The sequence below is a fragment of the Treponema sp. genome (assembly GCF_017430385.1).
Lineage (GTDB): Bacteria > Spirochaetota > Spirochaetia > Treponematales > Treponemataceae > Treponema_D.
The window spans coordinates 54,596-80,708 of record NZ_JAFRNB010000185.1; the positions used below are offsets into that span (position 1 = coordinate 54,596).

Annotated in this window: 22 protein-coding genes; 10 read left to right on the top strand and 12 right to left on the bottom strand. The window is 44.2% G+C overall.

From position 1 onward, the window contains the following. The first annotated feature begins 352 nt into the window (after positions 1 to 352). On the top strand, positions 353 to 1,174 hold the full coding sequence (locus IJJ71_RS14605; protein ID WP_296848059.1) for a class I SAM-dependent methyltransferase: 822 nt from the start codon (positions 353 to 355) through the stop codon (positions 1,172 to 1,174). Between the two features lie 160 nt (positions 1,175 to 1,334). Here IJJ71_RS14605 and IJJ71_RS14610 read toward each other — a convergent pair whose 3' ends face one another. From IJJ71_RS14610 to IJJ71_RS14645, 8 genes are all read right to left on the bottom strand, one after another. Beyond that, complete coding sequence (locus IJJ71_RS14610; protein ID WP_296848061.1) at positions 1,335 to 1,562, bottom strand: hypothetical protein; 228 nt, start codon at positions 1,560 to 1,562, stop codon at positions 1,335 to 1,337. Between the two features lie 93 nt (positions 1,563 to 1,655). After that, on the bottom strand, positions 1,656 to 2,066 hold the full coding sequence (locus tag IJJ71_RS14615; protein WP_296848063.1) for an LPD3 domain-containing protein: 411 nt from the start codon (positions 2,064 to 2,066) through the stop codon (positions 1,656 to 1,658). Between the two features lie 154 nt (positions 2,067 to 2,220). After that, positions 2,221 to 3,825 (bottom strand): NAD(P)/FAD-dependent oxidoreductase, encoded by a 1,605-nt coding sequence (locus IJJ71_RS14620; protein WP_296848064.1) that lies wholly within the window; start codon positions 3,823 to 3,825, stop codon positions 2,221 to 2,223. Positions 3,826 to 3,970: 145 nt separating this feature from the next. After that, complete coding sequence (ilvY, locus tag IJJ71_RS14625) at positions 3,971 to 4,864, bottom strand: HTH-type transcriptional activator IlvY (protein ID WP_296848066.1); 894 nt, start codon at positions 4,862 to 4,864, stop codon at positions 3,971 to 3,973. Positions 4,865 to 5,054: 190 nt separating this feature from the next. Next, on the bottom strand, positions 5,055 to 5,843 hold the full coding sequence (gene proC / locus IJJ71_RS14630; protein ID WP_296848068.1) for a pyrroline-5-carboxylate reductase: 789 nt from the start codon (positions 5,841 to 5,843) through the stop codon (positions 5,055 to 5,057). Positions 5,844 to 6,112: 269 nt separating this feature from the next. Further along, a complete protein-coding gene (gene proB, locus IJJ71_RS14635; RefSeq protein WP_296848070.1) occupies positions 6,113 to 6,907 on the bottom strand; it encodes a glutamate 5-kinase in 795 nt (264 codons plus the stop codon). Between the two features lie 5 nt (positions 6,908 to 6,912). Next, a complete protein-coding gene (locus IJJ71_RS14640) occupies positions 6,913 to 8,187 on the bottom strand; it encodes a glutamate-5-semialdehyde dehydrogenase (RefSeq protein WP_296848071.1) in 1,275 nt (424 codons plus the stop codon). A 144-nt stretch (positions 8,188 to 8,331) separates the two neighbouring features. Then, positions 8,332 to 8,853, bottom strand: a complete 522-nt coding sequence (locus IJJ71_RS14645) for a hypothetical protein (RefSeq protein WP_296848072.1) — start codon at positions 8,851 to 8,853, stop codon at positions 8,332 to 8,334. Between the two features lie 180 nt (positions 8,854 to 9,033). Between IJJ71_RS14645 and IJJ71_RS14650 the strand changes: the two genes are divergently transcribed. The 4 genes from IJJ71_RS14650 to IJJ71_RS14665 all read left to right on the top strand — a co-directional run bounded on the left by IJJ71_RS14650 (position 9,034) and on the right by IJJ71_RS14665 (position 15,968). Then, positions 9,034 to 11,343, top strand: a complete 2,310-nt coding sequence (locus IJJ71_RS14650; RefSeq protein WP_296848073.1) for a pectinesterase family protein — start codon at positions 9,034 to 9,036, stop codon at positions 11,341 to 11,343. Positions 11,344 to 11,501: 158 nt separating this feature from the next. After that, the gene (locus IJJ71_RS14655; protein WP_296848074.1) at positions 11,502 to 12,557 is read left to right on the top strand and encodes a GGDEF domain-containing protein; all 1,056 of its coding nucleotides are present in this window, start codon (positions 11,502 to 11,504) and stop codon (positions 12,555 to 12,557) included. 39 nt (positions 12,558 to 12,596) lie between these two features. Continuing rightward, entirely contained in the window at positions 12,597 to 13,502 is a 906-nt protein-coding gene (locus IJJ71_RS14660) for a hypothetical protein (protein ID WP_296848075.1), read from the top strand. A 78-nt stretch (positions 13,503 to 13,580) separates the two neighbouring features. Beyond that, positions 13,581 to 15,968, top strand: coding sequence for a helix-hairpin-helix domain-containing protein (locus tag IJJ71_RS14665; RefSeq protein WP_296848077.1), 2,388 nt, complete (start codon positions 13,581 to 13,583; stop codon positions 15,966 to 15,968). 183 nt (positions 15,969 to 16,151) lie between these two features. Here IJJ71_RS14665 and IJJ71_RS14670 read toward each other — a convergent pair whose 3' ends face one another. Next, complete coding sequence (locus tag IJJ71_RS14670) at positions 16,152 to 16,505, bottom strand: ArsR/SmtB family transcription factor (protein ID WP_296848079.1); 354 nt, start codon at positions 16,503 to 16,505, stop codon at positions 16,152 to 16,154. A gap of 148 nt (positions 16,506 to 16,653) precedes the next feature. Here IJJ71_RS14670 and IJJ71_RS14675 point away from each other — a divergent pair, with 148 nt between their 5' ends. The 4 genes from IJJ71_RS14675 to IJJ71_RS14690 all read left to right on the top strand — a co-directional run bounded on the left by IJJ71_RS14675 (position 16,654) and on the right by IJJ71_RS14690 (position 22,452). Then, positions 16,654 to 17,652: an HD-GYP domain-containing protein gene (locus IJJ71_RS14675; protein WP_296848081.1), complete on the top strand. Its 999-nt coding sequence runs from the start codon at positions 16,654 to 16,656 to the stop codon at positions 17,650 to 17,652. Positions 17,653 to 17,816: 164 nt separating this feature from the next. Continuing rightward, a complete protein-coding gene (locus IJJ71_RS14680; protein ID WP_296848083.1) occupies positions 17,817 to 18,608 on the top strand; it encodes an alpha/beta hydrolase family protein in 792 nt (263 codons plus the stop codon). A gap of 111 nt (positions 18,609 to 18,719) precedes the next feature. Next, positions 18,720 to 21,197, top strand: coding sequence for a hypothetical protein (locus IJJ71_RS14685; RefSeq protein WP_296848085.1), 2,478 nt, complete (start codon positions 18,720 to 18,722; stop codon positions 21,195 to 21,197). A 10-nt stretch (positions 21,198 to 21,207) separates the two neighbouring features. Beyond that, entirely contained in the window at positions 21,208 to 22,452 is a 1,245-nt protein-coding gene (locus IJJ71_RS14690) for a hypothetical protein (protein ID WP_296848087.1), read from the top strand. A gap of 30 nt (positions 22,453 to 22,482) precedes the next feature. Here the strand turns inward: IJJ71_RS14690 and IJJ71_RS14695 are convergent, their stop codons facing one another. The 3 genes from IJJ71_RS14695 to pyrB are packed head-to-tail and all read right to left on the bottom strand — an operon-like array spanning position 22,483 to position 25,299. Next, positions 22,483 to 23,910 (bottom strand): dihydroorotase, encoded by a 1,428-nt coding sequence (locus IJJ71_RS14695; protein WP_296848089.1) that lies wholly within the window; start codon positions 23,908 to 23,910, stop codon positions 22,483 to 22,485. A 12-nt stretch (positions 23,911 to 23,922) separates the two neighbouring features. Then, positions 23,923 to 24,357 carry an aspartate carbamoyltransferase regulatory subunit gene (locus IJJ71_RS14700; protein WP_296848090.1) on the bottom strand — a complete coding sequence of 145 codons (435 nt, stop codon included), beginning with the start codon at positions 24,355 to 24,357 and terminating at the stop codon, positions 23,923 to 23,925. A gap of 21 nt (positions 24,358 to 24,378) precedes the next feature. Beyond that, on the bottom strand, positions 24,379 to 25,299 hold the full coding sequence (pyrB, locus tag IJJ71_RS14705; protein WP_296848093.1) for an aspartate carbamoyltransferase: 921 nt from the start codon (positions 25,297 to 25,299) through the stop codon (positions 24,379 to 24,381). A gap of 28 nt (positions 25,300 to 25,327) precedes the next feature. On the opposite strand from pyrB, the gene IJJ71_RS14710 reads away from it, so the two are divergent. Further along, positions 25,328 to 25,969 carry a beta-ketoacyl synthase chain length factor gene (locus IJJ71_RS14710; RefSeq protein ID WP_296848095.1) on the top strand — a complete coding sequence of 214 codons (642 nt, stop codon included), beginning with the start codon at positions 25,328 to 25,330 and terminating at the stop codon, positions 25,967 to 25,969. Positions 25,970 to 26,113: the final 144 nt, after the last annotated feature.

The window sequence follows — 26,113 nt, forward strand, 5'->3', positions numbered from 1 at the left end:
TGAAAGCAGGTAGTAACTACGATTGAGTGGTTACCCCTACGGTTGTTTTACGGCATTAAGCCGAAAGTCCGCTAAGTGTTGCGACCACAAGGCGGACTATTTTTTTATGCGATCAATCATTTCTTTCGAAAGAGAGAAAGCACACCAATAATCAAACTGGCAACAGAGATGCAAAGCATCACAATGTCATAAGTTGTCATACTGGACAGCCCCCTTCTTCAAGTATTTCAGTTTATCGCAACTGATTGAATGAGGGGGAAGCCACCTTTGAAGTTACTACCTGTATGCTAACTTTAGCAAAATTTGATATATTTGTATAGTTTATTTTAACAATTTTTTCTATAATTTTTGTATGACACCATTGGAAAAATATTACAATAAATTTAAGGAAGATCACAGGCTCACAACCCGGCACGGAATCGTGGAATTTACGGTTTCGATGAAGCATATTCACGACTGCGTTGAACTTGTGCGCGCCGGCATTTCGACTTCGCTCAATGAACGGCGGCAAAATCAGGAAATCAAACTGCTCGATGTTGGGGCTGGAACAGGCCGTTATTCGGTGGCTTTAAGTCGAGAAGGTTTTGATGTGACGGCGGTGGAACTGGTTGCTCACAATCTGGAGATTTTACGGGGCAAGCACGAAAATGTCAAAAGCTGGCAGGGGGACGCCCGCGACCTGCATTTTTTGAGCGACGAAACATTTGATGTGACGCTTCTTTTTGGCCCCATGTACCATTTGCACTCTGACGAAGACAGGCTTTCGGCATTGAACGAAGCAAAACGAGTCACAAAAAAAGGCGGATTTATCCTCGTGGCTTATCTGATGAACGAATATGCGGTTTTAAGCTATTGTTTCCGCGAAGGAAAAATCAAAGAAGTGCTTGAAAAAGGCACTTTGACGGCTGATTTTCACACGATTACGAATATCAACGATGACTTGTACAGCTACACGCGCCTTGAAGACATGTCTCGGCTCAACGAAAAAGCGGGCTTAGAGCGAGTGAAAGTCTTTGCACCAGACGGAGCGGCCGATTACATGAGGCGTGAACTGAACGCGCTTGACGAAGAAAGTTTTGAGCATTTTATTGAATATCAGATGGCAGTATGCGAGCGGCCGGATTTACTCGGAGCAAGCTCCCACACAGTGGATGTGCTTAGAAAAAGCAAATAATTCAGAAAATTATCAAGAAAGTGCCCACACGAACGCGATCAGAATACAGAGTGACAAAGCCAGCAATGCAACAATTAATCAAGGAAACGCCCACACGGATGTGGGCAAAAGCAAGTTGACCCGCAAGAATTTTAGACCGTAGAGCGGTCTAAAATTCTTGTCACGACAGGATGTCGATCATTTCCCGGAAGAAGTGATTTTCAATCCGTGCCTCGTTCATGAATTCCCCGAATGAGGCATATTTTTTGCCCATAAAACGTTCGCCGAAGACAATCAAATCGTTGCCCTTGTCGTCGCGGTCGTAGGTGAGGTTGTAGTTTTTGCCGTTGTAAGTGAATTCAAATTCCTTTTTAGTATTTATCAGAAAAATCAAATCATCTTTGGTCATTTTAGTTCGTTTCCTTGACATTAAAGTCCTTTATGCTATAATAAAATCAGAGCCGTCCAATAGAACTGCGTTATTTCCATTTTGGTTAGCGCACTAGAGTTGAGGACGGTTTGATTTTTTTAAATCATCAAGATAGTGATGATAGTATATTCGGCGATCACCGTGTGTTGCAACTATAATTTTTATACTGATAACCGCATTAAAATCTTTTTCATCAATTTCTAGCGGACATTCATAATATTCAAAGCTTGGAGCATTTTTTAGCTCTGAATGAATATTTTTTTCAGCATGAGTATATTTTGCTTTTTTTAGAATTTGAGTTAAAAGAGAAATTGATTTTATTTGTTCTTCAGATTTCGATTTAGAAAACCATTCATCAATCCCTTGTGCTGATATTTCTATTAAATTTCCGCTTAATTCATTAATTACAGAAGTTCCCCTAAGATTTTCCTTTGCCCATTTATAAAGAGTGCGTTTTAATGTAAACAGTTCATCTTTGGTCATTAAATCTCCTGGGAGCCATGCGTTAGGGATTGTAGCGGCTTGTTCCGTAGCGCAGCGTAGGAATGGAGCGTTAGCGGAACCGCGGAAAGCCCGACGGCGAAGCCGGAACGCCCTTCGTTTTTGGCATTATCTATGGACGCCCAATTTCTCACTTCTAATTCCTCATTCCCAACTTTTGTACGATTTTTGCTGCGACTTTTTCGCCGTCCATTGCGGAGCTGCCGATTCCGCCTGAGTAGCCTGAGCCTTCGCCTGCCGGGTAGAGATTTTTGATTCCTTCACATTCCAGCGTTTCTTTGTTGCGCGTGATTCGGACTGGGGTGCTTGTTCGGGTTTCACTTGCGATTAAAAGTGCGTCCTCTGAGATGAATCCGTGCATGTTTTTGTCAAAGTCTCGGAAGCCCTGTTCAAGCCGGCTGCTGATTTCAGGTGGAAGCCATTTGTCGAGGCGGCTTGCGACTACGCCCGGTTTGTAGCTTGTTTGTGGCAATTCGGTTGAATCTTTGTGGCTTAAAAAATCCGTGAGTTTTTGTGCCGGTGCGAACTGACCTTTTCCCTGTCGGAATGTTTCTTCTTCGAGCCAGGTTCGCCAGTAAAGGCCTGCTAGGGCAGGGCAGCCTGCTTTTTTTGCCTCTTCCTGATATTCGGCCGGGATGTCCTCTGGGCGGCGTTCAACGACGATTGCCGCATCGCTCCACTGACTGTTTCGGCCTGAACTTGACATTCCGTTGATTACGATTTGATTTTCTGCTGTTGCGCATGGAACGACATATCCGCCCGGGCACATGCAGAAGCTGTAAACGCCGCGTTCTTCGACTTGGGTTGTGAGCCTGTATTCTGCTGCCTGTGGCATTGGTTTTCCGTGGAACTGGATTGAGTCAATTAATGCCCGTGGATGCTCGACACGAACGCCGACTGCGAAAGTTTTTGCTTCGAGGGAATTAGGTGAGATTTTCGCAATCATTTTGTAGATGTCCACGGCTGAGTGTCCTGTCGCGAGAATGACCGCATCGCCTGTGAGTGAAAATTCTTCGCCGCTTCGGAGATTTTTGAGATTTACGCCTTTTGCAGAACCGTTTTCTACGATTAAATTGGTGCAGAGCGTGTCAAAATAGAATTCTCCGCCAAGTTCGATGATTTTTTTGCGCATTCCGCTGATGATTCCGGGAAGTTTGTCAGTGCCGATGTGCGGGTGTGCGTCTGTGAGAATTTTTTCGCTTGCACCGAATTCCACGAAAATGCGGTAGATTTTTCCGATGTCGCCGCGTTTGTTGCTTCGGGTGTAGAGTTTTCCGTCTGAGAAAGTGCCTGCTCCGCCTTCACCAAAGCAGAAATTTGACTGGGCGTTGAGTTTTCCGCTAGATTCAAGTTCTTCGACATCATTTTTGCGCTCGTCAGTGCAGCTTCCGCGTTCGATAACAACAGGTTTGATTCCGTCTTCGAGCAATCTGAATGCCGCATAAAGGCCCGCAGGTCCTGAGCCGATGATGATGACCGAGTGCTCTCCGCCAGCCTTTTTCCAGACAGGAAGAGTTTCTCCGTCTCCGTTCGGTTCTTCACCGATGTAAACTTTGTATCGCAAAATAATTTTGATTTGTCCGTGTCGTGCGTCGATTGATTTTTTTACGAAAACGCTCGTGACTTCATTTTTTTTGAAAGAGATTCCTTTTTTGTCGAGAGCCTTGAAGATTTCCGCATTTATGAGAGCCTGATTTTTTTCGTCGTTCGGCTTAACTGTAATCGAAATGTCTGTGTTCATTCTTGGAATTATAGCGATTTTTTTTAGCGCAATCCACTGGCTACCGCCCTTCCGCCGTTCGGTAACCCTCAGCCGCTTCCTTCGCTCGCTTGCGCTCGTTCAGTCCAGTGGCCGCCTTCGGCGCGGCTTCACGGCGGGCGCGGCATTATCTCATCTTGTCCAGGACTTCGTTTACAGCGTTTCGGATTTTTTTGAGTGATTCACTTCCTGTGATTTCCTTTTTTTGGATGAATCCGACTTCGTAGTAGCCAAGTGCGTTTCCGGCAGAAAGACATGCAAAGCCTTTGTTGTACGGGCCGTTTGTCAAAACGATGTGCGGAATAAGCCCGATTCCAATTCCGAGCTGAACGAGTGCCATGATTGCCTCGTTTCCTTCTGTTTCGGCGGCAATTTCGGGCTTAACATTGCGGCTTGCAACCCAAGTGTCAAACCTTTCGCGGGCAAGACCTGTTTTCGGAAGAATGAGCGGAACCGAAGAAACGATGTCCTGCGGACTGCCAGAAACATTTTCGTATTTTCCGCCGATGCTGGCTGCAAAGACAAGCGGAGTTCTGCGGATTGGGAGCGTGTCAAAACCGCTGAGTCCTGTTTCCGGGATTGCGGCAACGGCAAGCTCTGCCCGCCCCTCTTTTACGGCACTGATTGCGCCAGCCGGGTCGCCGGTCTCGATTTCAAGGTGAATCTGCGGATATTTTTCGGAGAGTTCTTTTAAAAATGGCGGCATGATTGTATAACATGCCGTTACCGAAGCGTAAACATGGAGCGAACCGGACACTTCATCGCCAGTAGCTTTGAATGAATTGAGTATATCTTCCTGCTCGTCGAGGCACTTTTTTGCAAATCGGGCAAAATCTGCTCCCTGTGGCGTAAGCTTGACCTCGCGGTTGTTGCGTTCAAGCAGAATCGTGCCGCTCTCATCTTCGAGTCGGGAAATGAGTCGGCTCAAAGCAGACGGACTAAGATTCACTTTTTCCGCCGTATGCGCGAAATGCAAAGTCTGAGAAAGGTTAAGAAAGGCGTTAAGTTCGAAGAAATCCATGTTGAATCTCCGTAAAAGCCCTACAGGATGTAGGGTCTGAGCAAAGAGAGAATTTTCTGAAAGAAAATTCTCGTACGAATCAAAAAATCCATGGATGGATTTTTTGTTCGAAGAAGTCCATAGTTTTGGAAGAAAAAGAGATTGAAAGAGGAAAAGAAACCTTTTTTGAAAAGGTGGCGTTTCCTCTTTTTTATTTTCCGAGTGCGATTGAACGGTTGTTTGCGGCTGTTACGGCCTCAATCACTGCATTTCGGAAATTGTTCTTTTCTAGTGCGGCAACTCCTTCGATTGTTGTGCCGGCCGGAGAGCAAACCATGTCCTTGAGAACTGCCGGGTGAGTTCCGCTTTGCAAGACCATTCCGGCTGAGCCGTAGACTGTCTGAGCGGCGTAAGTGTAGGCCTGGGCTCGCGGCATTCCACAGCGGACTGCGGCATCAGCGAGAGCTTCGATGAACATGAATACGAAAGCCGGGCCTGAGCCGCTTACGGCTGTAACGCAGTCCATGAGTTTTTCAGGCACTTCTTCGACTTTTCCTGCTGCACTCAGGATTTCCTTTACATGAGAAAGTTCCTGCTCTGTGATGTCGTCATTGCAGGTGATGGCTGTCATTGCCTCGCCAATCTGGGCGCAGACATTCGGCATCATGCGGACAAAGCGGGCGTTCGGGGCATATTGCTGCAATTTTTCGATTTTGACACCGGCAGCCATTGAAATCACGACGGATTCGGCTCCGATATCGTCTTTTATTTCATCAAAAACATCGCTCAGAAACTGCGGCTTGACGGCAAGGAAAATATATTTTGCGGCGAGGGCTTCTTTGTTCGTGGTAACGAAAGTGCAGCCATTTTCCTGGGCGAATTTTTTGCCCATTTCGGCGTTTTTGTCGGTCACTTTGATTTGTTTTACATCAAATTTTTTGCAGACGGCTCGCATGATTGCGCCACCCATTGCGCCTGTTCCAATACAAGAAATTGTCATAATGTTCTCCTAAAAAGATTTATTGGCTGAAACAAAAACTAGCTCTCGACGAGAACGCGTCATAAAACTCGCGGTGAACAAGTTCAAGCGAGTTTTTGCCGCAACCTCGTCTACGCTAGTTTTTGCATCAGTCTGATATATTTTTGCAGGTCATTCTGCCAAAAGGCATAGGCGAGTTCGTGCCAGAACTTCGACTCCAACCGTTGTTTTTGCATCGGTCGGATATATGTTTTTGGTGTGCTTTATGCCAAAAGGCATAGAAGGACATGTTAGTTTGCTACGAACAGAGTTCCTTTAGCACTGCCGTCGGCCAGCTTGTCCAGAATGTCGGCGGCTCCTCCGTTGGCCAGAATCATGGGGATGCCGTATTTTGTTGATTTTGTGGCAGCCTGGATTTTGGTCTCGATTCCGCCGGTACCGAAGGCATTTGTCTCGCCGATTGTGATTTTTTTACGCAAATCTTCGATTGACGTAACTTCTTCAATCAGCTGAGCATTTGGGTTCGTTTTTGGATTGTCAGTGTAGATTCCGTCGATGTCGCTGAACAAAATCAACAGGTCTGCGCTCCAGAGAATTGCCGTGATTGCGCTCAAGTTGTCGTTGTCGCCGATGGCAAATTCGTCGGTTGAAACAGAGTCGTTTTCGTTGATGATTGGAACAACTCCCTCATCAACGAGCGTGAAAAGCGTGTTTCGGATGTTGAGCGAGCGGTGATTGTCCTCAAAATCTTCCTTTGTAAACAAAAGCTGACCGATGTGAAGGTCTTGCTCGGCGAAAGCCTTTCGCCACTGAGCCATAAGTTCCACCTGACCGATGGCGCAGAGTGCCTGGCGGAAGTGAACGTCCTTTTTTCTAGCCCATTCCTTGAGGGTTGAAACCCCGGAAACCTGTGCCCCGGAAGAAACAACGACAATCTGCTTGCCCTTGTCAATAAGATTTTTGCACTGGCGGGCAAAAGACTGCATGAATTCGGTGTTCTGAGTGCCGTCTGCCTTTGCAAGTGTGTTTGAGCCGATTTTAATAACGATTTTGCGTGATTCTTCAAAAGCCTGTGAAATTGTCATTTTTTTTACCTTACCTGGCCGTCGCCGTCAATCAAATATTTTGTGGTGGTGAGGGCTTTTATTCCCATAGGTCCGCGGGCATGAAGCTTTTGCGTTGAGATTCCAAGCTCCGCACCGAAGCCGAATTCTCCGCCGTCAGTGAAGCGGGTTGAGCAGTTCACGTAAACACATGCCGCGTCCACTTTGGCCTGAAAAAGCCTTGCGTTTACCAGGCTTTCCGTGATAATGCTCTCGGAATGCTTGGTGTTGTGATTGTTGATGAATGCAATTGCTTCGTTTACGTCGCTCACGACTTTGACTGCGCAGATTAAATCAAGGAATTCTGTATCAAAATCGGCTTCTTCTGCCGGAACAATTTTACAATCCACAGATTTGCACAGATTTGCACAGATTTCATAAGATTTTTGATCGCAGCGAAGTTCAACTTTGCCGGCAAAGCGTTTTGCCAGTCGCGGAAGGAATTCTTGAGCTACTTTTTCGTGAACAAGAATGCACTCGATTGCGTTGCAAACTCCTGGTCGCTGAGTCTTTGCGTTCCATGCGATGTTTTCTGCCATTTCAAGGTCGCCTGTTTCGTCTACATAAATGTGGCAGATTCCGGCACCAGTCTCGATTACAGGAATTTTTGCCGTTTGAACGACCATGTTAATCAGTTTTGCGCTACCTCGCGGAAGAGCCACATCGATTTTGCCTACAGCGGTAAGGATTTCTTCGACTTCTGAATGGCTTTCACAGGGAGCAAGCTCGATTGAATCGACTACACCGAATCCCTGAGCCTCACTGGAAGCCAAGCCTTCCTTGATTGCGGCAACAATCGCTTTGTTTGATTTAAGGGCAGAAGATGAGCCGCGGAGCAAGATTGCGTTGCCGCTTTTGTATGCGAGCGCGAAAGCATCAACCGTGACGTTCGGGCGGCTTTCGTAGATAATCGCAACAACTCCAAGCGGAACACGAACCTGCCTGATAGACATGCCCAAGGGAGTCTTCCAGCCGGCAACTTCCTCACCGATTGGATCAGTCTGTGAAATGATTATTTTGATTGAGTCGATAAGACCGTCGATTCGCTTGTCGTTGAGTGAAAGGCGGTCAACAAGAGCTTCCGAGGTGCCTTTTGAGCGGGCAAGAGCAACGTCCTCAGCATTTGCCGCAAGAATTGCCGCACGATTTTTATTGATAGAAGAAATTACGGCAGAAAGAGCAATGTTTTTTTGTGCCGCAGTCTGAAGGGCAAGCTCATTGCTCCCAGCACGAAGTTTTTCAGAAATTGCAGAAATATTCATAAAAGCCCTCCGAGGGGGATTTTAAGGGGCGAAACCCCTTAGGTGAAGGGGGTGTCGGCGCAACGTCGGAAGCGAAGCTTCCAAAGTGCGACGCAGGGGGAAGGCTTTCCCCCTATGATTTTTCAACTTTCAGTTTTCAATTTACTAATAGTTTGCCAAGAAGAACATTGCGATTAACATGACCGCCTTGTTCTTTTCGTTTGTCCAATCGTTTGTGGCAGGCAGACTCTTTACATACCACCAGAAAATGCCGAATTCGGGGTCGATGCGGAGGGCGTATTCTGAGAAGTCAGGAGTTTTTACCGTTGCGCCGAACATGAGGTAAACTACATCGTCCAAAATCTTTGTGAATTCGGGGAAAACTTCTGCCCATTTGTTGCTTTCGATTGATGCACAGTATTTTTCGAGCTTAACCAGGATTTCTTCCTTCAACGAAATGTCTGAATGGTCAACCCAGGTTTTCTGAATCAGCAAAGTGAGGTTCTTCTTGAATGAAGTAATCAGCTTTTTAACATTTTCTTCGGAAGAAATGTCGAATCCGCTGCCGAACTGGGATGCAACTACAACTGCTGATTTGGAAATTTCGCTTGAATCTGAAGAATCAATCAAAGTTTTCAAGGAATTTATTACATTTTTTTCAATAAAATCTGTTATTAAATCGCTCATATCACGGCTATTTTAGAAGATTTCAAGGTTTTATTCAATAATCGCACATTAATCGGTTTTTATTTCTACTACTTTTGTTCGTAATTGTCGGTGAAAATCAAATTTTAGCTTTAATTTTCCATATCTTTTTCACTTTTCACGAAATACAATGGGAAATCATTAAAATTGGAGGAAAATTTAATGAAAAAGATTTTTGCTGCTGTAATTGCGGCCTGTGCTGTTTTTGCCGGCTGCCATCAGGCAAATGTTTCTGAAATTACCCTTTCCGGGGCTGGAATAAAAACTCAGACTTTTGGAACGATTCAGGAAGCTCTGGATGCTATCGGTTCAGAAGCCGGTTCTTTCACAATCAAACTTCCAAAAGGAACTTATGAAGAAGTTCTCTATTATAAAGGCGATGCTGACATCATTCTTTCTGGAGGCACTTCCGCTCAGTATGGCGAGGATGTCGTAATCGCAATCGACAATAACGGTGACTTGCTCCGATGCGACCGTTCTTCAGGACAGAAAAATCGCTGTGTCTTTGAATTTGAGGGCAATGGAAATCTTACTGTCGAGAACATCACTTTCCACAATACATTCAAGCGAAGTGAAAAGAAGGTGAATAACGGCCAGGCTGAGACAATCGGTTTTGATTCAACTGGAAATCTTGCGGCTTACAACTGTGCTTTCAAGTCATATCAGGACACTCTCCGCATGACAGGAAAATCTTGGTTCTATAAATGCTATGTTGAGGGCGACACGGACTTCATCTGGATGGAATCTAGCGGAAAAGTCGCTTTGTTTGAGGAATGTGAGCTTGTTTCCCTTTTCGACAAATTCCATACTGACCCGACAACTTTCATTGGTGCTCCGCGAATGGAAAAAGGAAATGCCGCACCAAAAGGCCTTGTAATCTACAATTGTAATATTTCTACTCAGGACGGCGAGACTACATATCTTGCACGAACTCCATGGAATTCTGGATATTACAATCAGGTTGCTTTCGTAAACAACACTGTAAACGGAAAAGTTGAGGCTTCTTTGTGGAAGGGCAAGGCTCTCACAGCACAGGGAATTCCTGAGACAATTATTGGATGGAAAATTGACCGAAAAACGGCTGATGCTGTCGGGGCAAAAATTGACGGACGAAAAGACATTCTTTCTGAGGAAGCTGTTTCAAAAGAATTCAGCGGACGAGATTCAATCCTTAACCGTTACTACGATCTTGCGACACTCAAGTATAAAAAAGATTTGGAATCTTATTGGGATGTAAAAAAACTCGCTTCTTCTCACGGATGGAAAGTTTCAAAAGATTCTTCAAAATCTCTGCTTGACGGTGAGGAAAAAGCCGTTCGTACTACATACATTCTTGACGGTTCAAAAGAATACAAGGAATTGTCAATTTCTGGATTCGGATTTGGTGACGGAATGCTTATTGGTGAATCTGGAAGTAAAATTTCATTCCCAGTCAGCGGAAAATCTGTCGTTTTCGTAACTGGTTGTCTCAAAGGAAACGGAACTATCAAGGCCGGAAATCAGGGCGAGGCTTTCTACGACTTCAACACTGGCTCTGCAAAATCTTCTGAAAAGGCTTATGTCGTCTACGAGGGCGCATCAACTGTCACAATCACGGCAACTTCTGGCACAAATATCAAAAAAATCGTGGTTGAGTCTGATAAAGCCGTTGAATTCAATCCTGTAACATCAATCACCGTTGCTTCGGAAGATAATGCTGACATGGTTTATGGAAGAAAAAGCCTCCAGTTCTCTGCAAAAATCAATCCTCCGCGCCCGACAAATGCTGATTACGAATGGTCTGTTTCTGACACAAGCGCGGCTTCAATTTCTGCAGACGGACTTCTTACCGCAGCCGAACTCAGTGAGGACAGAGAAATCATCGTAAAGGCTACTGCAAAAGACTCTAACGCCGTTGCCGGAGAATTCAAGCTTCGGGTTGCAAAACCAGATCCAAACGCAGTCGGACTTGTCTGGCTCAACAATCTTGATGCAAGCAAGAGCCTTGAGGGAAGTTCGGACAATCTTTCTGTCGCAAAGGCCGAGGTCGCAATTCCTTCGCCTGGAACATGGAAATATAACGGCTCAAAAATCAATGCGGAATTTGCAAAGGGCGGAATCACTTACACTGGATATTCTGGAACAATCGCCGGCAAAGATACGCTTTATGTTGATTTCCCGATTAAAGCCGTTGAGACTCTTGAAATCACAAGCATTGATGCCGCTTTCGGAAATCACGGAACAAGCAATGTCGCAGTTCTGATTCAGGGAATTTCAGGCGCAAAGAAAACGGATCTTGTTCTCGATGAATCAAGACAGGTTCGTTCCATCAAGAAAACTTATGAATTGGAAAAGCCTTTCACTATCAAAAAAGGCGAGACCGCAAAAATCCGCGTGATTCTTTACGGCCGGGATGGAAACGGTGAGACCACAATCGCAGGCGGAAAAGCTCCGACGGTCGCTACAATCTCAATTTCCGGCAGAAAAAAGTAATCGGAGACCTGGAAAACTTTAGTTTTTCCGTGATAACTTTAGTGATTATTAACTAGCTCAGTTGATTTTTCGGGCTTCGTTTTTGAAGCCCGTTTTTTGTTTCTGAATATGAAAATTTTATTTTGCTTCTATGAAATCCTGTTGTATAATTTAACGGTATGGATAATTTCTTTAAGGAAAATAAAGTCGAAATAGATGCCGTGACTGATGCCTACGATTGTGAAACGGCTGACTCTTATGCATCTTTTTTGATTGAGCAAAAAATTCCTTTTAGTTTAATCCTGCTTGATGTTGATAATTTTACATATATAACCGATGCTTTTGGTTCTACTGGCGGCAACAAAGTTCTTTATGATGTTGCCAGAACGGTCAAATCTTTTCTTGGTGAAGATGGCGTGCTTGCTCGGCGTAATGGCGATGAATTCTGCGTAATCCTAAAAAATTCCGTTACTTACGAAGATGTCTGGAATATTTGCCACACGATTCTTGTGAAAGTCAACGAAATTGAGCTTCCGGAAATCGGCAATCTTACCCTTACCGTCACGATTGGTCTTGCCCGCTTCCCGGAAAATTCCACAGATTATCATTCTCTTCTTTCATGCGCCGAAAAAGCACTTTACCGTGGCAAAACAAAGGGACGCAACTGTTTTATCATTTATCTTCCCGAAAAACATGCCAACATCGTTCCGAAGACCGAAAAGCAGCGGATGCTCGGCTCAATGAATTTGCAGTCAAATGTATTCAAATTTCTTACTGGCAACGATGATTTGCGGCTGGGAATCATGAATCTGTTCAATTTTATCAGCTCTTACTTCCAGGTTGACCACATCTGCATTCAGGCTTACGACAAAATCATCTTCCAAAAAATTCATCAAATGGCAAAAATCCGGGATTTTAAATATATTCCGCACAATTTGATTTACAACAGCATGAACCAGCTTACCGGTGTGTTGTATTTGGGTGATATCCGAACGCTTGTTCGTGCAAAGCATACTGATTTATATGATTGCTATGTTGCGCAGGAAATAACAGCGTCCTGCATCTGTGAAATTTCTTACCGCGAAGAAGTTTTCGGGATGCTGCGGGCGGATATGACTGGAACTGAAACTGAAAGCCGTCTATGGCAATATTCGGATATGGATTTGCTTCTTACGGCAGCGAAAACCATAGGTTTGATACTTCATTATTTGGGCAAAACCTTTAACAACCTTTGAGTTTTATAGAAATATGTTTGTAGAAATGGAGATTATAGGATGACAGAAGACACACAAGAGCACATTATTGAAGGTCGAAAAACTTTTTTCATTGTCCCAGATGCAACTCTTATGCCAGAATCTTATCTTGAGGACTTTATGGCGCGGGGTTATGAAACTTATATCATTGGTGATGACCGGTATTGTCCGTTAAAGGCAAAGGTTGAAGTCATCATTGAAACCTTTATGGATTCAATTCTTTTCTTCTATATTGATATGCCGATTAAGGGAATTAAGTGGGATAAATATATCCGTGAACTTCAGGAAAAGTATGCGGGCCGAATCTTAATCGGAGTGCTCTACTTGAAACGGCAGAGTGAAGAAGAAAAAAAACAGCTCGAAAAGTATTATCTTTTTGATGTGGGAATTCAGTGTGGTTGTATCGGTCTGGAATACCAGAAGATGAAGAATTTCGCGTTGATTGATAAAGTTATGTATGCAAATCAGGCTTGCGGCCGGCGGCAGAACATCCGTGCGATTTGTGACACGCGGAGCAAAGTCAGCATGGTCACAAAACACGGCCAGATAAAAGGCAGCGTACTCGATGTGAGCATGAGCCATTTTTCGTGCGTTTTTGATAAGACTCTGGAGATTCAGATGTATGAAAAAGTTCCAAAAATGCTTATCAATATCAACGGACTTCATTTCGTTTCCGATGCAATCTTAATCATGCAGCGCAAAAAGAACGGAGTTCTCCTGAATGTATTCGTTTTCTCAAATTCAATGGGGCAGCAGGGCGTTGAAAGTGACTTGCAGCCACGTCTTTTGGAACGAATTTACCAGATGACAAGCGATAAGGCAAAATCCCTGATGCGCTTCAAATTTGAAGAAGCCCGCAAGAACCTCCGAAAATACATGACCGATGATGATTTGTGGGATGCCGGCTTCCGGGAATTTGAGCTTTGATTTTTTCCTCATAACATAGTTCTTAAAAAGATTGCTGTGCGTGACACGGCTATCTTTTTTCGCTAAAATAGTTGAACTATGGAATTTACACAGGAATCAATCGACGCTCTCGTTGTAAACGAAGTCGAAATCATGAAAAAAATCGCTGCCGAGCTTAATATCCGTGTTCAGCAGGTCAGCGCAGTTATCAGTCTGGTAAATGAAGGATGTACAATCCCTTTCATTTCTCGTTACCGCAAAGAAAAGCATGACAACTTGAACGAAGTCCAGGTCACTGATTGCGACCACTTGTTCAAATCATATAAAAATCTTGAAGAACGCCGCCTCGAAATCGTAAGGGGCATTTTTGGTCAGGGAAAACTCACAGAAAGCCTTTACAATGCCGCAATGAATGCAAAAACACTCACAGAGCTTGAGGATTTGTGGGCACCATTCAAAAAGAAGAAGAAGACTCGCGGTATGGTCGCTGCCGAAAAGGGCCTGGAGCCATTGGCAGATTTCATTATCGCAGAAAACGACGACGCAGCAGTTGAAGCAGAAGCCGAAAAATACATCAAAACAGATAATGAAGACTCAGCTCTCAATGTTGAGAGCGTAAAAGACGCAATTCAGGGAGCCGAGGACATTATCGCAGAGCGCACTTCACAGGACACAGACAATCGCTCAGATGTTCACGATCTTTATATGAGCGCAGGCTCAATTCAGACAAAAGGTATCGTTCCGGAAGGACAGGACGCAACTGTCGCAGAGAATACATCAACTTACAAAATGTACTGGAATTACACAGAGCCTCTCAATCAGGTTAAGCCACACCGAATCCTTGCAATCAACCGTGCTGAGCGCGAGGGTGCTTTGAGTGTTACAATCGATGTTCCTGTTGATGATGCTGTAGCATTGCTCCAGAAAAAGGTAAAAATCTCAAACAAATATCACAAAGAAGCAATCGAGGACGGTCTTGTTCGTCTTCTTTCTCCGGCTGTTGTCCGCGAAATCCGAAGTGACGAGACTGACGAAGCTGACGACCACGGAATCGAGCTTTTCAGTGAGAACCTCAAGAACCTTTTGATGACCCAGCCAATCAAGGGAAGCCGAGTTTTGGGAATCGACCCTGGTATCCGAACAGGTACAAAATGTGCCGCTTTGGACGAGACAGGAAAATACCTGGGCTACTTCAAGATTTATCAGGTTCAGCAGGCAGACGAGGCTTACAATCTCTTGAATGAAGCAATTGATAAATACGACATTCAGGTTGTTGCTGTCGGAAACGGAACTGGAAGTCCTGAGGTTCAGGCTCTGGTTTCAAAAGTCATCAGCGAAAACTATGCTGACAGCGATGTAAAATACACAGTCGTTGATGAGTCTGGTGCTTCAGTTTATTCTGCAAGCCCTGTCGCAACAGAAGAATTCCCTGAGCTTGACCTTACAATCCGTGGAGCAATCTCAATGGGCCGCCGTTTGCAGGATCCTCTCGCAGAGCTTGTAAAAATCGACCCGAAGGCAATCGGCGTTGGCCTTTACCAGCACGACGTAAACCAGAAAAAGCTTGCCGAGCAGCTTGATGAGGTAGTCGGCTCTGTCGTTAACCAGGTCGGCGTAAACCTTAACACTGCAAGCTACATGCTCTTAAAGTATGTTTCCGGCATCAACATGAGCACAGCAAAGAAAATCGTCGCTTACCGCGACGCTAACGGCAAAATCACAAGCCGCGAAGAGCTCAAAAAAGTACCGGGCTTAGGCCCTAAGGCATTCGAGCAGTGCGCAGGCTTCCTTAAGATTGCAGAAAGCTCTGACCCGCTCGACAACACTTGGGTTCACCCGGAGAATTATGACGTTGCCCGTGAAGTTTTGGATTTCGTTAAGAGCGGAAAGCAGGTTCCAGCTGAGACAAAAAAAGCCCTCATCGAAAAATACAACATCGGTGAGACAACGCTGAACGACATCATCGAAGAGCTTGGAAAGCCAAACCGTGACCCGCGCGACGGATATCCGGCTCCAATCATGCAGAAAGGCGTCGTTAAGTTTGAGGATTTGACTGTCGGAATGAAGGTAACAGGCAAAATCAAGAACGTAGTTGACTTCGGAGCTTTCGTTGACATCGGTTTGCACGAGACAGCTTTGATTCATGTTTCTGAGCTAAGCGATTCATTTGTCTCTGACCCCATGGACGTAATCAAAGTCGGCGATGTAAAAGAATTCACAATCATCGCCTTGGACAAAGACCGAATGCGAATCAGCCTCTCTCTCAAGAGCGACGCACACACCCGCCTCGGCCAGACAAACGAGGGCAAAAAGCCTTCAACTGACGGCACAGGCAAAAAACGAGTCGTAGTCGTTAAGAAGGGCAGCGGCACAGGCGACAAAAAGCCAGCCTTCGCAAATGACCGCCCACGAAACAACGGCAACCGCAACTTCGGAAGCGATGACGGAATGTCATACAACCCATTTGCTGCTCTTTTGAAACGATAATCGGCACACGGATGTGCCGCAAAGCCAGTTGACCCGCGAGTTTTGCCAAAGCAAAACTCGTCACGACATGGATGTCGAAGCTTTCGCTAAGATGAAGAAGTAGTGAAACAAAAATTACCTCCTATAATTTTTGTTTCACTACTTCTTCCCCACATCCATGTGGGGCATTGTTTCGCTGATTGATTATTCTTCGATGTGCTCCAGGCCCATGTTCAGGATTTTTGTCACATGCTCATCGCTTAATGAATAAATCAGAGATTTTCCTTCACGGCGGAATTTTACAAGTCCGTTTGCTTTCAGAACCCTCAGCTGATGACTGATTGCGCTTTGAGTCATTGAAAGGACTTCGGCCAAGTCACCAACGGAAAGTTCCCGGCCAAGAAGGGCAAAAAGAATCTTGATTCGGGTTGAGTCTCCGAAAATCTTAAAAAGCTCGGCAAGGTCAAAGAGAAGGTCTTCGTCAGGCATTGAGTCTGCAACTGATGTTAAATCCTGTGAATAGGTTGGTTTTGCAGGGATTTCCTTTTCATCTTGCATAAAATACCTCGAATATATGAACAACTGTTCAAATGTAATTAATAATAGGCTTGGAGACGGAAAAAGTCAAGAATAGGTCTCAAATATAATGTATTTTTTTGTATTTCTTTGATATAATTTTAAGCAAGTCAACTTATACTATTATAGTATGAAGAATCGAAACCTGTTCCGAGTTGATAAAATTCCCGCCTTAATTTGTTATGTTTTAATGATTATGTTGTATTTCGGAACGGATAAATTTTCCCGGCTGACATCAGTTTCAAAAGACATGTTTATGGTTCTGGGACATCCGATTCCAATATCTTCTTTGGCCGGGGTTTTTTCATCTATGTCGATGATTGTCCTTATCTGCTTCGTTGTTTTTTACCGAAAACTGGGCTTTTATACTTCTATCGTAATTCTTGCATTCCGCGTGTTTAAGCTTACAAAAAGCTTGCTTCATTTCCATCCGACAGGTTTGCCAGCAATTTTCATCACATTGGTCGGTCTTGTTTCCGTTCTGGTTATCTATCAGAGAAATGAGAAAATTTTACGCACTCAGGAGAAACACCGGAAAGAGCTTGTTGATTTTACAAATTCGATTATCGATGCATTCTCAATTTGTATCGACGGAAAAGATTCTTACACTAACGGACATTCTCTTCGGGTTGCAAAATACACAAAATTGCTTGCCCTTAAGCTTGGTGAGAGCGAGGAAACAGCCCAGAAATTTTACAATATCGCGCTTCTTCATGACATCGGTAAAATCGGTATTTCAGATGATATCCTCAATAAGCCGGGAAAACTGACTCCGGAAGAATATGATACTATGAAAACTCATGCGTATCGTGGATTTGAGATTCTGAAAAGAGTTAAGACCCAGAAAGATATTGCGGATGGTGCTCAGTATCATCATGAAAGATTTGACGGAAGAGGCTATCCTGCGAACCTGTCTGGTGAAAAAATTCCGTGGGTTGCTCGAATTATCTCTGTTGCTGATGCTTTTGATGCCATGAGCTCGACCCGGCCATACCGCAAAAGACTTACAGGGGACGCCATTCTAAAAGAAATAAAAGATTGCTCTGGCACGCAGTTTGACCCGGTTGTAGCAAAAGCATTCCTTGAGCTTTATGAAGAGGGTGTTTTTTCAGATATAAAGACTGAATAAACTTCCTGTCCTAAGCCGATAAACCAAAATTCTATAAAATTCTCCCAAAATTTTCAAAATTCTGATAGTATCACTATCAAATTCTCTTGCTTTAAAGCTGAAAGTATGCTTTAATATTATTAGAAAATGATAGTACCACTATCAGAAAATAAAGGGGGAATAAAATGAAAAAGTTGGTAAAGGTTCTTTCTGCTCTTGCTCTTGCTGCTGCTTTGGCTGGATGTTCGGATCTTGGCGATGAAGAAAATGATTCTCTTGCTTCTGAACGCGCTGCTGCCTCAAACAAAGTTACTTACACAATGGCTTCTGAAATTAGCCGCCTTGTTTATGAGGGCTATAACGAAGCAAAAAAAGGCCCGATTATCATTACAAAGGGCGTTCTCAAAAGTGGCTGGACTTCAAAAAATGTCTATCTTATCACTCTTTCAGGAACCGAACTTGTCAAAAATCAGACTACAGGCTATCTCACTGACTTGAAGAGCGGTTTCAACCTTAAAAATGCATATCTTGATAATGTTGTAAGCATCGTCACTAAAAATATCCCGAAAAATTCAAATCTTGTTTTTGCCGGACACAGTTTGGGTGGAATGATTTGTCAGCAGGTTATCGCAAATGACACAATCAAAAAGAATTACAATGTCCTTAACACAGTCTGCTTCGGCTCACCGCTTCTTTCTGCAGGCGACCGCGAGGGAACAGTAAAACGCCTCGGCGACACTTCTGACATCGTTCCATATTTGAGCGGAAGTCTTTTCAACAATACTGTTTGGGCAATCGCAGGACTCAATCGCGAGGATGGCGGCTACGGCACGGATTTTGCAAATGCACACCAGAGCTACATCCGTGATGATGAATGGGGTGCTTATGATGTCGTCGGAAAAAAATACGGCGGTACAAAAATCACACTGGATTTGAATACAAAAACATTCTACCAGTCTAAATATTGGTTCAAATAAGTCTGTTGGGCTTTGAACATAGAAAAACCTTCTTTTTTAACTTTGGGCTTCGTAAATTTCTGACAATTCTCCGATAATTGATTATAATAAATATTACGAGAGGAGGCAGAAATGAAGAAGTCCATTTTTTTTATTGTCACGGCATTTTTGTTCTTTTTTTACTCATGCTCAGATTTCAAAGACTTGGGGCTTCCTGAATCTGTATCTGTAAGGACGGCTGCGAAATTTGAAGCTCCATTGGGAAATGGCTCTCTGTCAATCCGTGAAAAAGCAAGCCTCGAAAAGCTAAAGGAAATCCTAGAAAAGAATATTTCCAAAAACGACGATTCTTCCCAGAATTTATCGCCTTCTGTTTATGAATACAATCCTACCGCGAAAGATGATGCGATTTTGCAGTACATTTTCAATTATCCGCTAAAAGAAATCCCTATTTCAATTGATGATGGCAATGACGACAAAACTGATGTCAGCAATATTTCTATTCCTGAGACAAAATTTGAAGCTCCCGACATCAACGATTCGATTTACAATTCCTTGAAGGACGCTCTTGCTGCCGTTCCTGGGCATATTGATATTCCAGAGGGGGTTCCGGGCAATATTTCGGAAATCCCTGATGATAAATTCTCAAACAAAAAATATGTAGAATTTACAATCACAACGCCAGTTTTTACGACAATGAATGTCAAAAAAGGCAAAATGAACATCAACATAACAACTCCTAGTGGTGTTTCATCTGATTTTGCTATGACAGTCGGCGCAAAGATTGTTAGAAAGGACGACCACTCAAAACTTATTGCCCCGATTGCGGGCAGTTCTGAGACAAAAACTGTATCAACAACAGCAGACGAAATCACGACAATTTCCATAGATTTGGCAGGTGCCGAGCTTGTCAAGGAAATGCATGTTATTTTTGAAGGCTCTCTTTCTGGCGGAACTCTTGGAAAAACAAACAATTACACTGTCTCAATGGAGCCTTCTTCCGATTTTACAATCTCAAAAATCACCGGACTGACGATGACAAATACCGAGCTTGGCGCAAATGGTACGGTTCCTGTCAAAAAAGAATTTGAATTCAATGGTCTCAATGAAAGCCTTAAACAGGCAACAGTCGAAAAAGGCGAGCTTGATTTTTACTGCAAGCTTCCGGAAGGCTGGAGCGGCATAAAAGTTGACGAATCAAAATTCATGATTGACGGCGGACTGGAGCTTGAGGATTCTGATTTTTCAACTCCGAAGGAAAAAGCCGGCTTCCTTCTTTACAAAACGGCGAATCTTGTGGGCAAAACTATAAAATCTCCGGCCGCAATTGCTCCAAAAAAGACTTCAACCTATAAAAGTGACACTGATTACAGCTATATCAAGATTTCCCTTGAGAATGCAACGCTTGTTTTTGGCGATGAAGAACCAAATCTTTCTATTAACGGTGATTTGCGTATCGAATCGCTTTCAAGCCTTACGATTAAGCTGGGTGATTTGAACAGTTTCACTGGCAGCGAAGATACAGGTTTGAATTTCTCTACACTTTTGAGCGACATCCTAAAAGGCGAAAAATCTGCGCTTATCGATGATTTTGAATTCACAAGCACGAGCAGGGCTGGTCTTCTTGGTTACATTTTTGCATCCCAGCCAACAAACAATGCTGCTCTTACCGGGCTTTCTTTAAAAGGCAAGATTTCTGCAAAATATGACAACAAAACAAATCCTGACACAAAGGATACTACGTATCTCATTGGTGATGCTTCCACTGACGATGAGATTCTTCTGAAATCTTCTTCCAAAACACTTGCGTCGGTGGCTAAGGAAGGAATTATTACGGATAGTTCTGTGTTTGCGGCCGAAAATGTCTCCGCAGAAATTTCGAGTGCTGATATTGAAAAGCTTATAAATAAAAAGCCAGACAATCTCTCGGTGGAATACAATCTTGGTTTGGCATCTGGAACTGAGTCTGAGCTTACGCTTACAGGCGATGAACTGAAATCTCTTGAAAACAAGCCGAAAATTTCGGTTTCCCTTGCGCTTGTCCTTCCGTTTCAGATGAAACTTATTGATAAAGCTGATATTCCGGAACTTGGCAAACGGGATAATGTCATTACGATTGCCGATGCAAAGTCTTTGATTAAAGAAAAAGATGCCGATGAAAAAGACGAAGATTTACTAAAACGCGATGAAGCGAAAGACAGCGAAAAATGGCTTAAATATGCTGATGCGCTGAAATCTTGCACGATGGTGTATACCGTCGATAACAATCTGCTTGTAAATCAGTTGGCGGACGGGGATGTTTCTTTGCCGATTAAAATCAGCATGTATGCCGTTGATGACAAAGGAAATACGGTCACTTGGTTTGGCGATGAAACGAATCATGAAAAACCGCTGGATTCTACATCGGGCGCACATTCTTTTGAATTTACAAAGGCTGAGGTAAGGGCAATTTTTGAGAATTATCCGTTCATTCCTAAAGTCAAGGTGGAAATTCCTGCGGACTGTTCTGTTAGCCACGTCGCAAGAAATTCAAAATTCGGAATGCGGGGAACTTTTAAAATTGAGTTTGATAGAAATATTCCTGTTGAAGTCTGGAGTAAAAATGATTAAGGGGGTGTCTATGAAAAGATTTGCAAGATTTTCTCTTATCGTTTTGGTCTCTGTTTTTGTGATTTCGGGGGCTTTTGCTGATTTGTATAAGCCGCACCGCATTTTTGAAATTGGTTTTGACAATCAGCTTATGTTTGCGAATTCTTCGTTCGGGCTAAAAGACATAATGCAGAAGAAAGTCGAGATTGATTTGGAGCAGATTGCTTCCGACATGCCAAAGGAAGGATTCAAATTCAATTTAAACGAAAGGGAACTTTTCCTGATGAATTTGAACGCAAGCAGCCGTTTCAGATTCGGTTTTTACACAGGCGTTGAGTCTTATTCAAATCTTAGCGTCTCAAAAGATTTGTTCGATATGCTTTCTGACGGCATGGCTGTCGGAGAATCGCATTCTTATGATATTTCCGGCTGCTCGGACATGTTTTTTGATTTGGGCTTGTCATTCCAGACGATAATCATGGGCTACGGCGTAAAATTCAATCCGACTTTTTTCATTCCGCTAGTTTATGTTCCAAAGACAACGGCAACGGCAAAAGTTTCTTCTTCTCCAAGCGGTTTGATTCGTGCTGATGCCGAGGCGAATGTCGATATTTATACCGCAGTTGACATGCACGATTTTATGGAAATCAAAAAGAGTGCGGACAATCTTGATTTGAGCGCGGGCAAACTTATTCCGAACACAGGATTTGATTTTTCTTTTGAGATTGAGCGAAACTGGATGCACGGCCTGAATGCCGGTTTGTATGCACGAATTCCTGTCGTCGCGGGAAAATTGAAGCACAAAATGAGCACAAGGGTTTGGGCATATTTCTATGAGACGAATGCTTTGGGTTATCTGAATGACACGGAAGAGCATAAAAAAGATCATGGTCGTGATGATTTCACATATTCCAGCGCAAATTATTCAGTTCACCGCCCGTTAAAGCTCGGTTTGAATGCAAGCTACACGCCTTTTGGTGAATGGTTTAAGATTCAGCCGGCACTTGGCATCGCCGTAAGAAATCCTTATAGCAGCGATGCGATTTTCTACCCTGAGTATGCGCTTGATTTTCGTTTCGCGTTCCTGTGGCAGATTTTCAACTTTAACATTGGAACTGCTTACCAGAATCAGATTTTCCAGCAACGGCTTGGCTTTGCTTTGAATCTTCGGGCTGTGGAGATTATTACACAGGCAAGCCTTTGCGGAACAAACCTGAAATCCTGTTTCTCAAGGTATGGATATGGCGCGCTCGTCGGGCTGAGAATCGGTTTTTAGGAAAGTGCTGAGTAACACTTGGCGGATAAATCAGAGCACCTGTTTTCCGCCAAAGAATGTCGCGTGGACTTTTCCGCAGAGTTTTTTGCCTTCGAGCGGGGTTGATTTGCCCTTGCTCTTGAAATTCTCGCTGTTTACAATCCATTCCTCGTCCGGATTCACAAGAACCAAGTCTGCGTTGTAGCCTGGGGCGATTTTGCCAGCTTTGAGCCTGAGCATTTTTGCTGCATTTTCGCTCATAAGATGAGAAATCTGCTTTAAACTGAAACCTTCTTTTTTGACCAAAACTGTGTTGCACACCGCGAAAGCCGTTTCAATTCCGCTGAATCCTGGGGCGCCGGCCGCCTTGTCGTCCTGTGTGTGTGGAGCGTGGTCAGTGGCGATTGTGTCCACCGTGCCGTCACGCAATGCTTCGATTATTGCACGGCGGTCATCTTCGCTGCGGAGAGGCGGGTTTACGAGAGCACGGATGTTTGGTGAATCGGTTCCGACCAGACCGAGATGATGCGGTGTTACTTCAACTGTGCAGTCAAAGCCGTTGGTTGTGGAGCCGAGGGAAATTTCTTGCTTGGCCTTTCGGACTGCATCCATACTTGCTTTTGTGGAACAGTGGCAGATATGCACATGGCAGCCGGCATTTTTTGCAATTTCAATGTTGCGGATTGTTGCGGTGTCTTCGGCAAGAGCGAGGAGTGAATTTGCCGTCGTGAGGTTGCCGTCGATTTCAAAATTTACTGCGGAAGGAACATCTGGCGTTTTGACATGGATTTTTCCGGCAGGAATTCCATATTGCTTCATAAAACTCAATGCGCGCAGTCGGTAAGGTTTTGCGGCATTTGCGAGCGTCGGATCTTCACAGTGGCAGCTGACGATAATTCCCTTTTCGCCCGCTTTTTTCATCGCTTCTAGCATTACGGCCGCAGAAAGGACATCGTGGCCGTCTTCGGTAATAACGGGAAAATGTTTTGAATCGAGATTTTTCAGACCGCTGGTGTCATTGCCTTCAAAATTTTTCGTGATGCTGACAGTCTGGAAAACCCGGGCAAGATTTTTGGCATTTGCTTCGTCCATGACTTTTTGAGCCTGCTCCCGGTCGGAAATTACTGGCGTTGTGTTCGGCATGAGAACGACAGTCGTATAGCCGCCGGCAACAGCTGCATGAAGCCCGGAATCCAAATCTTCTTTTTGAGTCTGGCCTGGGTAACGGAAATGCACATGCATGTCGATGAAGCCTGGCATGAGAGTCATTCCTTTGGCATCATAAAATTCTGGATTGGCATTTGAATTTGAATCAGAAAGGAATGCCGATGCGTAGAGAAGGGCATTTTTGGCCGTCTTACATTCGCCTAAAAAGACTCCGCGGATTGTTCCGTCAGAGATAATCACAGTTCCGGGGCTGTCGATGCTGGAATCAACGAGCCGGGCATTGTAAATAATCAGAATTGAAGAATCAGCCATTTTTTGCCTCCGTTAGTCGATAGAGCCTGCTGAATACAGGGCGTCACAATACTGACATGCGTACTGCGCTTTCTCGCGGTTGACGAGCTTGAACGCCGGTGTTACATAATTTTCCGTGACGGTGATGCAGCGCGGGTTTTTGCAACGAATAACTTTTTCGACTTTTTCTGGAAGCTCCAGTGTGATTTTGCGGACGATTTTTTCGTCTTTGATGACATTGATGCAGATGTTAGGGTCGATGAAGCCCAAAACCGAGTAGTCGATGTTGATGATGTTGTCGATTTTGATGATGTCTTTTTTGCCGGATTTTTTTGACGGCACATTCATAATAAGAGCGCAGGAAAAATCTGCCTTATCCAAGCCCAAAAAGTGAAAAATCTGAGGCCCGAAGCCCGCCTTGATGTGGTCAATGACCAAACCGTTTTTGATTGTATCTACATTCAGCATTTCGTTCTCCTTAAAAATTCTCTACAGCACGCCGACAAGCTTTGCAATCAGGGCCATGCGGACATACATGCCGTATTTGACCTGCTTGAAGTAGGCGGCACGCGGGTCTGAGTCTACTTCCGGGGCAATTTCGTTCACTCGTGGGAGCGGGTGGAGCACAATCATGTTTTTGCGGGCGAGTGACATCTTCTGGTTGTCGAGGATGTAGCTGTCCTTGAGGCGGATATAGTCCTGCTCATTGAAGAATCGTTCTTTTTGAACGCGGGTCATGTAGAGAATGTCGAGGTCGCCGATTACGCTTTCAAGCCGCTCGGCCGTGGTGTATTCGATTCCGGAAGCATCGAGCTCCTGGGTGACATATTCTGGCACTTGCAGTTCGTTCGGGCTGATAAAAATGTATTTGTTCTTCTTGTAGCGGCTCATTGCCTCGGCGAGTGAGTGAACTGTGCGTCCGAATTTGAGGTCGCCGCAGAATCCGATTGTGTGACCTTCAAAGCCGCCCTGCAGCGCGCGGATTGTGAGCATGTCTGTGAGGGTTTGGGTTGGGTGGTAGTGGCCGCCGTCGCCTGCGTTGATAATCGGGCAGGTTGCGTATTGGCTTGCAACGAGTGCCGCACCTTCCTTTGGGTTTCGCATTGCGATTACATCAACATAAGAAGAAACCGTGCGGATTGTGTCGGAAAGGGATTCACCTTTTGCCGTGCTTGAATTGGCCGCGTCAGAAAAGCCTTCGACTGCGCCGCCCAAATGGAGCATCGCCGCCTCAAAAGAAAGACGAGTTCTTGTGCTTGGCTCAAAAAAAAGTGTCGCGAGAATTTTCCCACGACACACATCAGAAAAAGAATTCGGATCGACAATAATTTGCTCTGCCAATGAGCAGATTTCCTCGATTTCAGAAACGGTCAAATCGTTTGGTTTTATTAGATTTCTTCCCTTTAACATATGAAGATTTTAGCATATAATTTAATTTATGAAAATATTTGTCACGAAATTTGCAAGCTTTAAAACTTTGCCTGAAAATCCGGGTGAAATGCCAAAACTCCCATATATCGAGCCTCTTTTCAAAAGGCGGTTGAGTCAAATTTCGCGCATGACAATCGAAGCCGTTCACGGAATAATCGGTGAGAACGGTGAAAATTCTGACTTAAAGATGGTGTTCGCTTCTTTCCGCGGTGAAATAGCCCGTCAGCTCAAAATCAACAAAGGTCTTGTCGAGGACAAGGATGTTATGCCGGCAAATTTTTCAATCTCCGTGTTTAATACGCCACCAGCTGTTACGACAATTGCTTTTAAAATGAAGGCCGGCTACACCGCGATTTATCCTGCTGAGGACGATTTTTCTTCCGCTATTCTTGCCGCAGCCGCTTCAATTCTGTGCGGGGCTGATAAAAAAATCATTTTTGCCTACGCTGACGAGCTTGTTCCCGCTGAGTACAAATCTTGCAAAAATTACACGGATTCATTGCCGTTTGCGTTCGCCTCGGTTCTTTCTGCTGAAAAGTCCGAAGGTGCGATAGAGATTTCTTTGGACGGAGCGGAATTTTCAAAAATCAGCTCTTCGCCAAAATCATTTTTGGAATATCTTGAGTTTTCATCTGCAAGGAAAAGCTGATGGCAGAAATTATCACTCAAAATCAAAATCAGAATGAAATTCAAGATGAAACTCAGGTCAATGCTCAGGAAGAAAAGCAGCTTCTTTATCCCAATGAAAAAATCTCGAACTATCCGCTGTATTTCTTCCATATAATTGGAAAAC

Bases quoted from the DNA above. Each gene is read 5' to 3' on its own strand.
- IJJ71_RS14675 (WP_296848081.1), top strand. From the start codon at position 16,654: ATGAAGAATCGAAACCTGTTCCGAGTTGATAAAATTCCCGCCTTAATT.
- IJJ71_RS14685 (WP_296848085.1), top strand. From the start codon at position 18,720: ATGAAGAAGTCCATTTTTTTTATTGTCACGGCATTTTTGTTCTTTTTT.
- IJJ71_RS14615 (WP_296848063.1), bottom strand. From the start codon at position 2,066: ATGACCAAAGATGAACTGTTTACATTAAAACGCACTCTTTATAAATGG.
- IJJ71_RS14710 (WP_296848095.1), top strand. From the start codon at position 25,328: ATGAAAATATTTGTCACGAAATTTGCAAGCTTTAAAACTTTGCCTGAA.
- IJJ71_RS14645 (WP_296848072.1), bottom strand. From the start codon at position 8,853: ATGAGCGATTTAATAACAGATTTTATTGAAAAAAATGTAATAAATTCC.
- IJJ71_RS14660 (WP_296848075.1), top strand. From the start codon at position 12,597: ATGACAGAAGACACACAAGAGCACATTATTGAAGGTCGAAAAACTTTT.
- IJJ71_RS14605 (WP_296848059.1), top strand. From the start codon at position 353: ATGACACCATTGGAAAAATATTACAATAAATTTAAGGAAGATCACAGG.
- IJJ71_RS14670 (WP_296848079.1), bottom strand. From the start codon at position 16,505: ATGCAAGATGAAAAGGAAATCCCTGCAAAACCAACCTATTCACAGGAT.
- IJJ71_RS14680 (WP_296848083.1), top strand. From the start codon at position 17,817: ATGAAAAAGTTGGTAAAGGTTCTTTCTGCTCTTGCTCTTGCTGCTGCT.
- IJJ71_RS14690 (WP_296848087.1), top strand. From the start codon at position 21,208: ATGAAAAGATTTGCAAGATTTTCTCTTATCGTTTTGGTCTCTGTTTTT.
- IJJ71_RS14650 (WP_296848073.1), top strand. From the start codon at position 9,034: ATGAAAAAGATTTTTGCTGCTGTAATTGCGGCCTGTGCTGTTTTTGCC.
- IJJ71_RS14640 (WP_296848071.1), bottom strand. From the start codon at position 8,187: ATGAATATTTCTGCAATTTCTGAAAAACTTCGTGCTGGGAGCAATGAG.
- ilvY (WP_296848066.1), bottom strand. From the start codon at position 4,864: ATGGATTTCTTCGAACTTAACGCCTTTCTTAACCTTTCTCAGACTTTG.
- IJJ71_RS14610 (WP_296848061.1), bottom strand. From the start codon at position 1,562: ATGACCAAAGATGATTTGATTTTTCTGATAAATACTAAAAAGGAATTT.
- IJJ71_RS14695 (WP_296848089.1), bottom strand. From the start codon at position 23,910: ATGGCTGATTCTTCAATTCTGATTATTTACAATGCCCGGCTCGTTGAT.
- proC (WP_296848068.1), bottom strand. From the start codon at position 5,843: ATGACAATTTCTTGTATTGGAACAGGCGCAATGGGTGGCGCAATCATG.
- IJJ71_RS14665 (WP_296848077.1), top strand. From the start codon at position 13,581: ATGGAATTTACACAGGAATCAATCGACGCTCTCGTTGTAAACGAAGTC.
- pyrB (WP_296848093.1), bottom strand. From the start codon at position 25,299: ATGTTAAAGGGAAGAAATCTAATAAAACCAAACGATTTGACCGTTTCT.
- IJJ71_RS14620 (WP_296848064.1), bottom strand. From the start codon at position 3,825: ATGAACACAGACATTTCGATTACAGTTAAGCCGAACGACGAAAAAAAT.
- proB (WP_296848070.1), bottom strand. From the start codon at position 6,907: ATGACAATTTCACAGGCTTTTGAAGAATCACGCAAAATCGTTATTAAA.
- IJJ71_RS14700 (WP_296848090.1), bottom strand. From the start codon at position 24,357: ATGCTGAATGTAGATACAATCAAAAACGGTTTGGTCATTGACCACATC.
- IJJ71_RS14655 (WP_296848074.1), top strand. From the start codon at position 11,502: ATGGATAATTTCTTTAAGGAAAATAAAGTCGAAATAGATGCCGTGACT.